Source organism: Salinibacter sp. (assembly GCF_042218895.1).
GTDB lineage: Bacteria > Bacteroidota > Rhodothermia > Rhodothermales > Salinibacteraceae > Salinibacter.
Genome location: NZ_JBDGQQ010000064.1, coordinates 16,466 through 28,591 on the forward strand (window position 1 = coordinate 16,466; position 12,126 = coordinate 28,591).

The 12,126-nt window shown below is 62.9% G+C and carries 13 protein-coding genes and 1 tRNA gene; 9 read left to right on the forward strand and 5 right to left on the reverse strand.

Annotated elements, in window-relative coordinates; genetic code table 11:
• Positions 1 to 11 precede the first annotated feature (11 nt).
• Positions 12 to 1,070, reverse strand: a complete 1,059-nt coding sequence (locus tag ABEL04_RS06640; protein ID WP_375801602.1) for a glycosyltransferase family 4 protein — start codon at positions 1,068 to 1,070, stop codon at positions 12 to 14.
• Positions 1,071 to 1,115: 45 nt separating this feature from the next.
• On the reverse strand, positions 1,116 to 1,715 hold the full coding sequence (locus ABEL04_RS06645; RefSeq protein ID WP_375801603.1) for a hypothetical protein: 600 nt from the start codon (positions 1,713 to 1,715) through the stop codon (positions 1,116 to 1,118).
• A gap of 248 nt (positions 1,716 to 1,963) precedes the next feature.
• Here ABEL04_RS06645 and ABEL04_RS06650 point away from each other — a divergent pair, with 248 nt between their 5' ends.
• Together ABEL04_RS06650 and ruvC are read left to right on the forward strand one after the other, a co-directional pair.
• A complete protein-coding gene (locus ABEL04_RS06650) occupies positions 1,964 to 2,737 on the forward strand; it encodes a YebC/PmpR family DNA-binding transcriptional regulator (RefSeq protein WP_375801604.1) in 774 nt (257 codons plus the stop codon).
• 64 nt (positions 2,738 to 2,801) lie between these two features.
• Positions 2,802 to 3,341, forward strand: a complete 540-nt coding sequence (ruvC, locus tag ABEL04_RS06655) for a crossover junction endodeoxyribonuclease RuvC (protein ID WP_375801605.1) — start codon at positions 2,802 to 2,804, stop codon at positions 3,339 to 3,341.
• A gap of 46 nt (positions 3,342 to 3,387) precedes the next feature.
• On the opposite strand, the gene ABEL04_RS06660 is transcribed toward ruvC, so the two are convergent.
• Positions 3,388 to 3,663: a DUF4290 domain-containing protein gene (locus tag ABEL04_RS06660; RefSeq protein WP_375801606.1), complete on the reverse strand. Its 276-nt coding sequence runs from the start codon at positions 3,661 to 3,663 to the stop codon at positions 3,388 to 3,390.
• Between the two features lie 210 nt (positions 3,664 to 3,873).
• Here ABEL04_RS06660 and ABEL04_RS06665 point away from each other — a divergent pair, with 210 nt between their 5' ends.
• The 5 genes from ABEL04_RS06665 (at position 3,874) to ABEL04_RS06685 (ending at position 9,050) form a co-directional block, all read left to right on the forward strand.
• Positions 3,874 to 4,158 (forward strand): hypothetical protein, encoded by a 285-nt coding sequence (locus ABEL04_RS06665; RefSeq protein ID WP_375801607.1) that lies wholly within the window; start codon positions 3,874 to 3,876, stop codon positions 4,156 to 4,158.
• A 123-nt stretch (positions 4,159 to 4,281) separates the two neighbouring features.
• Positions 4,282 to 5,226: an ABC transporter ATP-binding protein gene (locus ABEL04_RS06670; RefSeq protein WP_375801608.1), complete on the forward strand. Its 945-nt coding sequence runs from the start codon at positions 4,282 to 4,284 to the stop codon at positions 5,224 to 5,226.
• A gap of 48 nt (positions 5,227 to 5,274) precedes the next feature.
• A complete protein-coding gene (locus ABEL04_RS06675; RefSeq protein ID WP_375801609.1) occupies positions 5,275 to 6,579 on the forward strand; it encodes an ABC transporter permease in 1,305 nt (434 codons plus the stop codon).
• A gap of 245 nt (positions 6,580 to 6,824) precedes the next feature.
• Positions 6,825 to 8,204 (forward strand): trigger factor, encoded by a 1,380-nt coding sequence (gene tig / locus ABEL04_RS06680; RefSeq protein ID WP_375801610.1) that lies wholly within the window; start codon positions 6,825 to 6,827, stop codon positions 8,202 to 8,204.
• Between the two features lie 99 nt (positions 8,205 to 8,303).
• A complete protein-coding gene (locus ABEL04_RS06685; RefSeq protein WP_375801611.1) occupies positions 8,304 to 9,050 on the forward strand; it encodes an ATP-dependent Clp protease proteolytic subunit in 747 nt (248 codons plus the stop codon).
• A gap of 205 nt (positions 9,051 to 9,255) precedes the next feature.
• Here the strand turns inward: ABEL04_RS06685 and ABEL04_RS06690 are convergent.
• Positions 9,256 to 9,333: transfer RNA gene (locus ABEL04_RS06690), tRNA-Glu, on the reverse strand.
• Between the two features lie 286 nt (positions 9,334 to 9,619).
• Here ABEL04_RS06690 and ABEL04_RS06695 point away from each other — a divergent pair.
• Entirely contained in the window at positions 9,620 to 10,660 is a 1,041-nt protein-coding gene (locus tag ABEL04_RS06695) for a peptidylprolyl isomerase (protein WP_375801612.1), read from the forward strand.
• A 65-nt stretch (positions 10,661 to 10,725) separates the two neighbouring features.
• Here the strand turns inward: ABEL04_RS06695 and ABEL04_RS06700 are convergent, their stop codons facing one another.
• Positions 10,726 to 11,178 carry a GNAT family N-acetyltransferase gene (locus ABEL04_RS06700; protein WP_375801613.1) on the reverse strand — a complete coding sequence of 151 codons (453 nt, stop codon included), beginning with the start codon at positions 11,176 to 11,178 and terminating at the stop codon, positions 10,726 to 10,728.
• A gap of 151 nt (positions 11,179 to 11,329) precedes the next feature.
• On the opposite strand from ABEL04_RS06700, the gene ABEL04_RS06705 reads away from it, so the two are divergent.
• On the forward strand, positions 11,330 to 11,998 hold the full coding sequence (locus ABEL04_RS06705) for an HD domain-containing protein (protein ID WP_375801614.1): 669 nt from the start codon (positions 11,330 to 11,332) through the stop codon (positions 11,996 to 11,998).
• Positions 11,999 to 12,126: the final 128 nt, after the last annotated feature.

A 12,126-nucleotide genomic window follows, 5' to 3' on the forward strand; every position in this document is an offset into this window, starting at 1 on the left:
CGGGCCTCCCGCTATCCACGAGAGCAGAGCACGTTGAGCGCGAATTGAAAACGCTCGGCCGCCTCCGCCCACGTCGGGAACGTTTGGCTGTGCCGCCAGGCCGTACGGCCTTTGTGGGTCCGGGCCATCGGGTCAGTGAGGATCGACCGAAGGGCCGACCGGAAGGCTGCCCGGTTTCCAGCCGGCACAAGGTGCCCCGCCGAGGCCATCCCAAAATTCTCGGCGAGGCCTCCAACCCGGTAGCCCACCACCGGCAGCCCCCGAGCCATGGCCTCCCGGGTCGACAGGCTGCGCGTCTCGAAGCGAGACGGGAGGACGAACAGGTCGGCCCGGTCGTACCACGACCGCAGGACACCAGGCGGGACGGAACCAGTGTACGTTACGCGTTCGGACAGCCCGGCCTCCCGTACACGCCTGATGACCCCCTCGGCATAGTCGGGGTCGAGGGAGGCATCACCGACAAGGGTCCACGTCCACGGGACGAAGCGCAGATCGCGGAGCACCTCTACGAACGCCTGCAGCCCTTTCTCAGGAAGCAGGTTGGCCACGGTCAACATCCGGGGGGCCGCTCGTCCCAGTCGACTCGGACGCGGCCCTCGATATCGCTCGCCGAGGCCCGGGGGCGCAACCTTCACCCTGTCAGCGGGCATGCCTTCCTCGACTAGGCTCTGCTTCGTGAACCGACTCGTCGTCACTGCGCCGTCGACCGCGTCGAGGGCACCGCGCTCCGCTGCGGCGACCTCTGGATCTGACGTCGCGGGATCGATGCAGCGCAGATAGTGAATCAGTAGGATGATCGTTGCGGCCGGCCGCGCCTCCTGCAAAGCCCGGAGGGCCCCTGGATGCCGGGCCAGCAGGCTGTCGACCACGATTCCATCCGCAGCCGAGGAGACGGCATCAGGAATGGAATCGTTCTCGGGCTCCCATGAGACGACACGAGGAGTCCCCTCCGGCCCCAACGCCTCAGTCATCTGCCGATTATACACATTGCCCCCGGTTTGCAGGTCGTGGGCATTGGGGACCAGAATCGCAACGTGGAGGCCATTTTCGCTTCCGCCAACACTATTCATCTATCCGCTTCCTCGGAGTGGGTACTTCCTCGACGCCGCATGGGGCTACCGGCGACGTTTGGGTTTGTAGACGCGTACGTAGTCGACGAGCATGCGGGCCGGCCAGATGTTGTCGGCCACGCCGTCCTGACCGCCCCACGCACCGCCCACGGTGATGTTCGGGGTCAAATGAAAGTCGTGGTTGAAGGGACATGTTCTGTGGCCCGCTCCCGGGGGCTTCGGGAAGGTGTTGCTCCCCGTCGACGTAAGATCGAACCTCGCGGGGGGCTGCTGTAGGGTATAGATGCGGAACGAGGACATCGCCCCCGGCACCGCCGTAGAGCGTCCCCGCTGCGTGCCTTCGGCGTGGTCGTATGCCTCGGTGTGGATGGTGCCGTGTACCGCGTTGGGATCGAAGCCCGCGTATTCTACAATGTCAGTCTCTTCTGCAATGTCAGTCTCGCTATTGTCGGGCCCTGTCACGACGCCGTTTCCTGCTGGCTCGGGCTGCGAGGACGCCGATCCGTCACAAGAGAGCCCCGTTCCCAGCGTTTTGGCGATCACCAGTGCGAGCAGCAGGTCCCAGCGCGACCTCTCGAAGAGGACGTTGCGGAGGCACGCGAGAGGCGATCGGGTCGATGCCGAACAGTGCCGAGGCGGATCCATCCCGGAGCGCAACCCAGCCGGCCTTTCGCACTGGAGCCGTTTCCTCTTCACCCCGACACGCTGCTCCGGACGTGCACCCGTGCGATGAACGACCGGGCAAAGATTTCTGCACGCCCCCCTTTCCATCTGGCCGGTTCAAGAATCGAACTCGGTTGCAAGAATGTCGACGACGACCGGATGCGACCAATCCCGGCTCCGCTCCGTTTGTATGCCACGCAAAAGCGTTTCCCAAGAGATTTTAAGCTGCTGTGGCCGGACACACGCGAAAGTGGGCAAAAGTCAAGCGTAAGAAGCAAAAAGACGATCGGCGCAAGTCGAAGATCTGGGCCAAGTTGTCGCAGGAGATCGAGACGGCGGCCCGGCAGGGCGGCGGTGATCCCGACGCCAACGTGGCTCTCTCCCAGGCCCTTGAGCGCGCCCGGGACGAGGACATGCCGAAAGACACCATCGAGCGCGCCATCAAGCGGGGCACCGGTGACCTCGAAGAGAGGGACCAGGAAAAGGTCACCTACGAGGGCTACGCTCCCCACGGGGTCGCCGTTTTCGTGGAGGCCGAAACGGACAACATCAACCGCACGGTCAAGGATCTCCGCAACCTGTTCGACGACCATGGGGGAAACCTGGGAAAGGATGGCTCGGTGGCCTACCTGTTTGAGCAGAAGGGCTGTTTTGAGATTCCGGCCGACGCTACAGACGAGATGACGCTCTTCGAGATCGCAGTGGACGCCGGGGCGGAGGAGGTCGACGAGATCGACGGAACGTACGTCGTAACGACCTCCCGGGAGGCGTTCGCCGACGTGGCGAATGCTCTCGACGAGGCTGGGATCAATCCCGCCGCGTCCGACCTCGTGCGCTCGCCGGCCACGAGCGTTGCCCTCAGCCCCGACGAGCGTGACGAAGTGGAGGCCTTGATCGAGAAAATTAACGACCTCAATGACGTAGAGACCGTCTACACGACGCTTCAGCGCAACGGCAGCCCACTGATGCTCGGCACGGAGGTTGCGCCGTCCCTTGGACATTAGGCGGGACACGTGGGACCTTTCGGGTGCATTGCCCCTGTCCATTCTCCACCTCCCCTACAGATCGATGATCATTCTTGGCGTCGACCCCGGATCCCGCGCTACTGGCTACGGCCTCATCGACCGTGAGGGCGACGAGGAGAAGCTCGTGGGCTCCAATACGATTCGCCTCGGCGATGCCGACGATCACCCTCCTCGGCTTAAGCGAATCTACGATGTGCTCGTCGAGGTCATCACCACGCACGACCCCGACGAGTTTGCCATCGAGATGCCGGTGTATGGCCAAAATCCCCAGTCTATGCTGAAGCTGGGGCGGGCGCAGGCCGCCGCCATGATGGCGGCCCTCAATCACGATCTTCCCGTGGCCCAGTACACGCCGAAAGAGGTGAAAAAGTCCGTGACGGGCAATGGAAACGCCTCAAAGAAGCAGGTCCGCTTCATGATCGAGTCAATTCTGTCGGCTTCGGACACTGAGTTTGCCCACGACACCGCCGACGCGCTCGCTATCGCTCTGTGCCACGGCAACCGCGATGCGCATGAGGACCGCCAGTCCTATACCGGATGGGCCAGCTTCGTGGAGGCCAATCCGGACCGCGTGTCGGAGTAGCGCGCGGTGGAGGGAGGAGAGAATCGCTCGCCCCTCCGCGCCCTGTTCAGCGGTACCCGTGCTCCTCGTCCCGGACCCGAACCACCTCCTCCACCTCCTCCGCGTCAAGCTGATCGCCGCTCATCCTGCAGGCGAGCTCAGCGATCCGTTCGGCCTTGTTGGGGGCCTGCCGCCACTCCGGATGGGCCTGATCGATCAGGCTGACGAGGATCCGCAGGTACGGATAGCGCTCCTCGCGGGTGTCGAGATCCGCGATGGCCTGTGCGAAAAGTTCAGCGTTGCGGCCCACCTGTCGGTCGACCAGCTTCGTATCGTAGCGCATGGTGGGGAGGGTTCAGAGCAAGAGATTGCAGCGGCCGGGGTGACAGGGCACCCGCGCCCCGCCTGCTATTCGGCGAGATGTGGCATTCGTCCAACGCACATCCCTGCGGAGAGTTGCCCGTTCGAGCGGTGACGCTGCGACCGCGTGCTCCCGAACCTGCCACTGCCGCCGCCGTACAGAAAAGCAGCACGAACCAGTTTCCGCAGTACTATGAGTAGTCGCTCCAGCGAGTCCTCCACGCCGTACCAGTTGGACCTGCTTCCGGAGGTTCCTGCCTTTCACCGCAATGCCCTCCGCGACGGGCGCCTCTCAGAGGGCCAACTCGTCTACTACGGTCCCCAACCGTCGTATTACGGCATCGGGGAGGTCAAACGCATTAATGGCTCCGACATTGCCGTTGACTTTCGAGGGACCGGCCTGTTCAACGTCCACGAGGAGATCATGGAACAGCGGTACCTCATCCGCATCCCGCCGGAGAAGATGGACGAACTGTGACCGAAAGTAGCGGGTCCGTCCCCTTCTGTTCAGTTTCCAGGGCTGTGCCTCAGGCCCAGGACCCCTCGGGTCCTGACCAGCCCTCGACAGACGCAGTCACTGCTCAGAAACGCCCGCAACTTTATGGCGCACCTTGAGGTGTCGAACGTGACAAAGCGGTACGGCGACACTTTAGCGGTGGACGACGTCACGTTCTCGGCCGAGCCAGGACGCATCCTCGGACTCCTTGGCCCAAACGGGGCCGGAAAGACCTCCACAATTCGGATGATCACCCACATCTCGGTCCCCGACTCCGGCTCGGTCCGGTACGACGGACAGACCGTAGGGCCCTGGAGTCAGCAGCGCATGGGCTACCTGCCGGAGGAATCGGGGCTTTACAAGCGTCTCGGCGTGAAGGAGCAACTCGTCTACCTCGGCACGCTCAAGGGCCTTTCGAGGTCGGAGGCCTCGGAGCGAGCCGACCACTGGCTTGGCCGCTTCGACGCCACCGACTGGGCCGACATGAAAACCGACGAGTTGTCGAAGGGCATGCAACAGAAGGTCCAGTTCATCGCCACGCTGCTGCACGACCCGTCCCTCCTTATCTTCGACGAGCCCTTCAGCGGCCTCGACCCCATCAACGCCGACCTTCTGCGGGACATCATTCTGGAGCTGCGCCGCGACGACCGGACCCTCCTCTTTGCCTCCCACCGCATGGAACAGGTGGAGCAGTTGTGCGATGACATTTGCCTCATGGCGAACGGAGAGGTAGTGCTGCAGGGACGCCTGCGCGCCATCAAGCAGCAGTTCGGGCGCAACACGCTGGTGCTGGAATTCGACGGCGACGACACGTTCATCGATGAACTGGAAGGGGCCGGTCTCGTGCGGGTGAACACCCGAAGCGCCCACCGCGCCGAGCTTACTCTCATCGACGAGGACAATGCCCAGGCCGTCCTGGACATTGCCCTCGACCGTACCGACGAACTATACCACTACGAACGGGTCGAGCCGCCCCTGAACGAAATCTTCGTCGATGTCGTCGGCAAGGCGGAGGCCGAGCGCCTGCAGCAGTCTGTGGCCCCGGCGTAGCTCACCGCGTCCGTCTTTTGAGTGCCTTTGGACCCCTTCGTCCTCAGGATGCAAACATCCTTGTACAAAATTTGGCTCATTGCGCGCAGTGAATTTTGGCGCCGCGTACGGTCGAAGGCCTTCATTCTCGCGACGCTCCTCGTTCCCGTCGGGTTTGTCGCTGTTGCGGTCGCCCCTGCTCTGCTCGGGTACCTGGCCGAGCAGGGCAGTCACCAGACCGTGGCTGTTGTCGACCGGACGGACCGGCTGGAGGATTCTCTTTCGGCCGCCAGCACCGATCAACTCACCTTCCGCCCCGTGGATCAGTCTGTCGACTCGGTCCGAGCGGCCGTTCGGGCGGGGACGTATGACGGTTACCTCTTACTCCCCGATTCGCTGCTCGAAGGAACGGCAGGGGCGACTTACGTCGCTGCCCAGGGGGGAGGCCTCACCGACAAGTACCAGATCGAGCAGCGTGTCAGCCAGGTGGTCCAGGCACAACGCCTCCAAGGGGCCAACGTCTCGGAAGACGTCCTCTCGATCATTGAGTCGGACGTTTCCGTGAAGCGTCGCACGCTTCGCGACGATGGGGCCCAGGCGGACCGCACGCTCGCCTACACCGCAATCGGCTACGCGATGGGGTTCATTATCTACATCGCGGTCCTCATTTACGGACAGTACGTGATGCAGGGCGTCATCGAGGAGAAAAGCAGTCGGGTTGTGGAGATCATTGTGTCTTCGGTCCGCCCGTTCGAGCTTTTGATGGGGAAGGTGCTCGGGATCGGGAGCATGGGGCTCGTGCAGATGTTGATCTGGGGAACGTTCGTGGCCGGAGGCGCGGCCGCCGCCGCACCTCTTCTTGCCCTCTTCCTGGATCCCTCGTCCCTTGAGGTCTCCCCCGATGCCTCCCCCGACGCCATCGCAGAAGCCGCTGGCGTCACCATCCCGACGATTCCTGTTGAACTGGTCGTCTGGTTCGTCCTGTTCTTCCTGGGCGGTTTTCTCTTGTATGCCTCCCTCTTCGCCGCCGTCGGATCGGCCGTCGAGCGGCAGCAGGATGCCCAGAGCCTGCTGATTCCAGTCATGATGCCCCTCATCATCCCGATCCTTTTTCTCGCGTTTGTGCTGGAAAGCCCGAACGCGACGGCGGCGGTGGTGCTGTCGCTCATTCCCTTCTTTTCGCCCATTCTCATGATGCTCCGGGCGGCCATCACGACGGTTCCTGTCTGGGAACTGGCCGTCTCGTTCGGCCTCCTGGTGATGGCCTTCGTGGCCACGATCTGGATTGCCGGGCGCATCTACCGGGTCGGCATTCTCTCCTACGGCAAGACGCCAAGCCTCCGCGAAATCGCCCGGTGGGCCACCTATCACTGATCGAAAGGCAAGACCGCGGCGTCATTCCGTCCACTCGGGACGTTCTGGGCGGCACGCACAGTCCCGTTCGCTTTTCACCCGGGATTTGCGACGTTTCCGGCATCAGAGTCGGGGCGCAGGCCCTTAGGGCCGATCTTTTCTCGGGACCGCCCGTTTTGAACAACATCTGGGTTTCTGCGAGCCTGCCTTTCTCGACCGAGGGCTCGTGGTCCCGCTCGTCGTCTCAGTGCAAGATTTTTGTACCCATGGACACCACACTCTCGAAGGCCTCTCCGGTTGAGTACGAACTGGACATTCACGCCACGGCCGACGAACTGGAGCCGAAGCTCAAGGAGGCCTTGAAGGAGCAGCGGAAAAACATGGACGTGCAGGGCTTCCGGAAGGGAAAGGTCCCGCTCGGGCTTGTAAAGAAGCGGCACGGAGAAGCCATCGGCTACAGGGTCGCCCAGGAGTACGTGCAGGAGGCGTTCGAGCGTGAAGTCGAAGACAGCGATGGAATTGAACCGCTCGGCCAGCCGACGTTGACGGATCTCAGCTACGAGCTCGACGGTGACCTCCAGGCCACAATCCGGTTTGGTGCGCGGCCCGAGGTGGAGCTGCAAGACCTCTCCTCGGTCCAACTCTCGATGCTCGACCCGGAGGTGACGGACGAAGATGTGGAGGAAGAGATCGAACGCCTTCGCACGGAGGAGGCTGATCTCCTTCCGATGGAAGACGAACCCGCCGGGGAAACCGACTACGTGAGCGTCGACCTCCAGCGCATCGACCCCTCTACCGACACGCCCATCATTGGGGACAAGGATGAGGACCTCACCTTCTTCCTCGACGACGAACGGCTGAAGGAGGAGCTCCGGGAGGCCCTCCTTGGCAAGAAGGCCGGAGATACCTTCCGGGTGGAGCTGCCCCAGGAGCACCCGGCGCACGAGCACGAGCGGGCCGGACACTCCCACGAGCACGGCGGTGGGGGGGAGGATCGTCTCTACGAGGTCACGGTCAACGACGTGAAGCGCCGCGACCTACCGCCCATCGACGCAGAGTTCGTCCGCCGCGTCTCCGAGGGCGAGTTCGAAGACCCCGATGCCTTCCGCGAGAACGTGCGGAAGCGCCTGCAGGACGCCTGGGACGAGCGGGCCCGCGAAATGGTACAGGGCGAGATCATCGACAAGATGCTGGAGCTCCACCCTGTGCCCGTCCCCGAGTCGGTCATCGAGGGGTACCTCGACTCCTTCGTCGACCAGGTGCGGGAAGAAAACGACGGTGAGCTGCCCGAGGACTTCGACGAGGAGCACTTTCGCCAGCGCAATCGCCGCGACGCCGAGAAGCAAGGACGCTGGATGCTGATTCGGGACAAAATCATCGAGGAAGAAGACATTGAGGTCTCCGACGAGGACATCCAGACGTTCTTCGCCGAGCAGGCTGAGGGGGACGACGAGGTGTCCGCCCAGCAAATCGAGCAGTTCTACCGCTCGATGCCTCAAATGATGGACCGGGTCGAGCAACAGATCCTGAGCGACAAGGTGTACGATCTTCTGCTCGACCGCTTCGACCTGGAAGAGAAGAGCCGGGAGGAGTTCGAGGAGGAGATGCAGGCACAGCAGCAGGCCCGCCAGAGCGTCACACCGTAGTAACGCCCTCCCTCCTCCCCGCTCCCACGGGGAACCACCGTCCCTCATTCGGGATTGGCACATCACAGTCTAAATGGATAAGGAACGACTTCAGCCGCCATGGTTGACGACTTTAAGAAGTTTAGCAAGGGCCTGACATCCACTCCAGGCAGCATTCACGAAGGCGGACTGGGCGACCAGCCGATGTCGGGGCTCGTCCCGATGGTGGTCGAACAGACGACCCGAGGAGAGCGTGCGTATGACATCTTCAGTCGCTTGCTGAAGGAGCGGATCGTCTTCATCGGTACGCCGATTAACGATCAGATTGCCAATCTGACGGTGGCCCAACTCTTGTACCTGGCCAGCGAGAGCTCCGAGAAGCCGATCAACCTCTACATCAATTCGCCGGGCGGCGTCATCTACAGTGGTCTCGGCGTCTACGACACGATGCAGTACGTCGAAGCGCCCGTGTCCACCATCTGCGTCGGCGTTGCGGCCTCGATGGGATCGGTGCTGCTTGCGGCCGGCGAAGACGACAGCCGCGCCTGCCTCCCGAACTCCCGTGTCATGATCCACCAGCCGATGGGCGGGGCTGAGGGACAGGCCTCCGACATCGAGATACAGGCCCAGGAGATCATGTGGCTGAAGCAGCGGATCTACGAAATCCTGGCCCTGCACACAGGGAAGGACATCGACAAGATCGAGGACGACGCCGACCGCAACTACTGGATGAGTGCGGAAGAGGCACAGGACTACGGCATCGTCGACAGCGTCCTGAACCCGCAGAATCTGGAAGGCCTGAAGTCGATCCAGCCCAACGGAGAGATGGCCGCCGAGGAGGATTCGGACGAAGAAGGGACGGCATAGCCCATAAAATCGGTCGGCTTCCTTCCCTTGCACGGCGGCGGTCCGGACGTGGATCGCCGCTTTTTCTATGCCGGACCACGCCGGGCTCCGACGGCCGGGCCTCGGGGAAGGGCAGGATGGGGCACGGCAGGACCCATGGAAAATAAAAAGAGGCGCTGGCCTGGGGGGAGGGAGGAGGAAGGCCAGCGCCTCGAAAAATCAGGAATGGTACCGCGTACGGGATTTGAACCCGTGCTACCGGCGTGAGAGGCCGGCGTCCTAGACCAGGCTAGACGAACGCGGCTCCTTTGGGAAATACACTGGTAATACACAAGGCACGACTCTTGGTTTCGCGTTCATGGAGACTCAACCCCGCCTCCCGAAGGGCTTTTCTAAGGGCAGCCCCCGCGAGAAACATGCTCATGCGGGGAACGTGCACGGACTGGTTAAATTCTAGGATGATCGCTGAGGCCGGATCGTCGCAACCGCTCGAGGCACCGCGCACGTCGCGAGAGAGCATCTGACGCGTCCGGCCGCTTCCACAGCACACGCATCCGTCCGTCCTCGCTTCCATTCAACTCACCACCCTTATGTCCCCCAGTCCCAGTCGTCTATTTCCACTCTATGCTCTCTTCTCCGTGCTGGCCGTTGGGCTTTCCGTGTCGGCCTGTGGAGGGGATGGCGGATCGGCATCCAATGTGGAGGGCGTTCCCTACCAGGTCGGGGAGTCCCTTGAGGATTCCACCGTAGCCCTCGTCGTGTCGTCCGAGCACGGAACCGACACCGTGTCGGCCCGGCGCTACCAGCGACGAATGAAGATGGCCATGCGACGCCGCTCGCCCCGTCAGCGTTCGGGTGACCAAATGCAGAAGACGCACCGCAAGCTCGTTCGTAGCATTGCCCGTCAGCACGCAATGGAGGGAGAGGCGAAGGCCCGAGACCTCTCGGTCAACCCCAAAAAGGTGACCGCACGACTCAAGAAGCTCAAGAGCCGGTACAAGAGCGAGAAGCAGTTCCGCAGGCAGCTGGCGCAAAATAACATGACGGTCGATTCGGTTCGCTCCCTGTTAGCCGCTCGGCTACGGCAGCGGGCTCTACGGCAGAAGATGCGTCAGAAGTTCGAAAAGCCGACGGAGAAGGAGGTTAAGTCCTACAGCAAGAAGAATCGCCGCATTCGCGCTCAGCACATCCTGATCAAGGTTGGGAAGAACGCGCCGCAGTCCAAGGTGGACTCGGCCCGACAGGCGGCGAAAGCGCTTATTGACAGCGCCAAGATGGAGGGGATCAAGTTCTCCGCGCTGGCCCGACGCCACAGCGAGGGGCCGTCCGCCAAGCGGGGCGGTGATCTTGGCTTCTTCACGCGAGAGAAAATGGTCGATCCCTTCGCGAAGGCGGCCTTCGCGCTATCCGACTCCGGCGACGTGGCCCCGAAGCCGGTGCGCACCCGATTCGGCTTCCACGTCATCCGTCTGACGAATCCCGGAAAGCCAATGGAGACCGCTAAGGCCCGAAAGCAGATGACTCAAAAACGAAAGAAGCAGGCCGTCAAGGATCAGGTTAACGCGCTCCTGAAGGAGGTAACCGTTCAGGCCAATCCGAAGATCGTCTCCGCCGGGTTCTACGACGAGTAAGCTCCGGGGGAGCGGGCTCGTTTTCTCTGTCCGGCCTGAAAAGGTCGACGCGCCGGGCCGGATCCTCACGCTTGGTCCTGTTTCACCATCTCGACATGGGGGATGCCTACCTCCTCGAAGGTGCGTCCAGTCGAGCGGAAACCGAAGCCTTCGTACCAGTCTTCGAGATGGGCTTGGGCATGGACGAGAAACGTGTCGAACCCCGCACGCCGGGCGTCCCCAATGACCCGGCGTACCAGCGCGGTGCCGTACCCCTGACCTCGATGCGCTGGTAGGACGGCGAACCGCTCCAGCTTGGCTACGATTTCCTCGTCGTGTGGAACGGTTCGCCACCGGGCAGTCGCTACGGCCTGTCCGTCTATCCATCCCAGCACGTGCCGGCTCGTGCTGTCGAGCCCGTCCCACTCTTCCTCGGGGGGACAGTCCTGCTCTTCAATGAAAACCTGCTTCCGAATGGTGCGGGCTTTCGCCCAGTCGTCATCACTCCGCACGGGCGTGACGTGCAGCGACGTGCTCATGGCAGCAGGGGATAAATCGGGGGAACGTAGCGCGTGCAGGACACAGTTAAAAGGACGGATGGCCTGCCCGATGCGTTCTGGCATCGGAGCCGCCCGGCCATCATGAATACTGGCTGCTTTTTTTGATCTCCCCCGAATCGTCGTTTCCGCTATGCCTCCGTCTACCGATGCCTGGGCCCTCTGGGAGGACCGCTTCGCGGATTTCCTCGACGCGCAGGCCGCCGCCACCGACGCAGCCCACGACCGTGCCCACGTCGAACGCGTGGTGGCCACCGCCCGTCGTCTCGCCCGGGCGGAAAATGCTCAGATGGACGTGGTCGTGCCTGCCGCGTGGCTGCACGACTGCGTCGTGCTGCCGAAGGATGCCCCGGACCGGGCCCAGGCGTCCCGGCGCGCGGCGGAGGCGGCGCAGGACTTCCTGACCGAGGAGGGGTACCCCGAGCGCTGGATTCCAGACATTAAGCACGCCATTGCGGCCCACAGCTACTCGGGAGACGTGGCCCCCGAGACGATTGAGGCGAAAGTGGTGCAGGACGCGGACCGGCTCGACGCCCTTGGGGCCATTGGCCTCGCCCGGTGCTTTGCCGTGGGCGGGGCCCTGGAGCGGCCGCTTTACGACCCGGACGATCCCTTCTGTGACCACCGCGTTCCCGACGACGACACCTACACGCTCGACCACGTCTACGCCAAGCTCCTGCGCCTGCCCGAGACAATGAAGACGGAGGCGGGACAGGAGGAGGCCGATCGTCGAGCCACGTTCCTCCGGCGGTACCTCGATCAGTTGCGCGAGGAGCTTCCTGAGCCCTCTGCCGCTTCGTGACCAGTGTTGTACCCCGGCCGAGAAGGGCCGTGTCGAACCTCCACCCTCCGCGCAGGTTGTACTCCACCTGTCTGGATCAGCGACTTTCCCCGAACTTCCGTACCTCCGCGAACAACACCTAGCAGGCC

What these genes read in the sequence shown, in the direction of transcription:
- ABEL04_RS06705 (WP_375801614.1), top strand. Translation starts at nt 11,330, where the DNA reads ATGCCTCCGTCTACCGATGCCTGGGCCCTCTGGGAGGACCGCTTCGCG.
- ABEL04_RS06695 (WP_375801612.1), top strand. Translation starts at nt 9,620, where the DNA reads ATGTCCCCCAGTCCCAGTCGTCTATTTCCACTCTATGCTCTCTTCTCC.
- ABEL04_RS06685 (WP_375801611.1), top strand. Translation starts at nt 8,304, where the DNA reads ATGGTTGACGACTTTAAGAAGTTTAGCAAGGGCCTGACATCCACTCCA.
- tig (WP_375801610.1), top strand. Translation starts at nt 6,825, where the DNA reads ATGGACACCACACTCTCGAAGGCCTCTCCGGTTGAGTACGAACTGGAC.
- ruvC (WP_375801605.1), top strand. Translation starts at nt 2,802, where the DNA reads ATGATCATTCTTGGCGTCGACCCCGGATCCCGCGCTACTGGCTACGGC.
- ABEL04_RS06675 (WP_375801609.1), top strand. Translation starts at nt 5,275, where the DNA reads ATGCAAACATCCTTGTACAAAATTTGGCTCATTGCGCGCAGTGAATTT.
- ABEL04_RS06665 (WP_375801607.1), top strand. Translation starts at nt 3,874, where the DNA reads ATGAGTAGTCGCTCCAGCGAGTCCTCCACGCCGTACCAGTTGGACCTG.
- ABEL04_RS06670 (WP_375801608.1), top strand. Translation starts at nt 4,282, where the DNA reads ATGGCGCACCTTGAGGTGTCGAACGTGACAAAGCGGTACGGCGACACT.
- ABEL04_RS06645 (WP_375801603.1), bottom strand. Translation starts at nt 1,715, where the DNA reads ATGGATCCGCCTCGGCACTGTTCGGCATCGACCCGATCGCCTCTCGCG.
- ABEL04_RS06700 (WP_375801613.1), bottom strand. Translation starts at nt 11,178, where the DNA reads ATGAGCACGTCGCTGCACGTCACGCCCGTGCGGAGTGATGACGACTGG.
- ABEL04_RS06640 (WP_375801602.1), bottom strand. Translation starts at nt 1,070, where the DNA reads ATGAATAGTGTTGGCGGAAGCGAAAATGGCCTCCACGTTGCGATTCTG.
- ABEL04_RS06660 (WP_375801606.1), bottom strand. Translation starts at nt 3,663, where the DNA reads ATGCGCTACGATACGAAGCTGGTCGACCGACAGGTGGGCCGCAACGCT.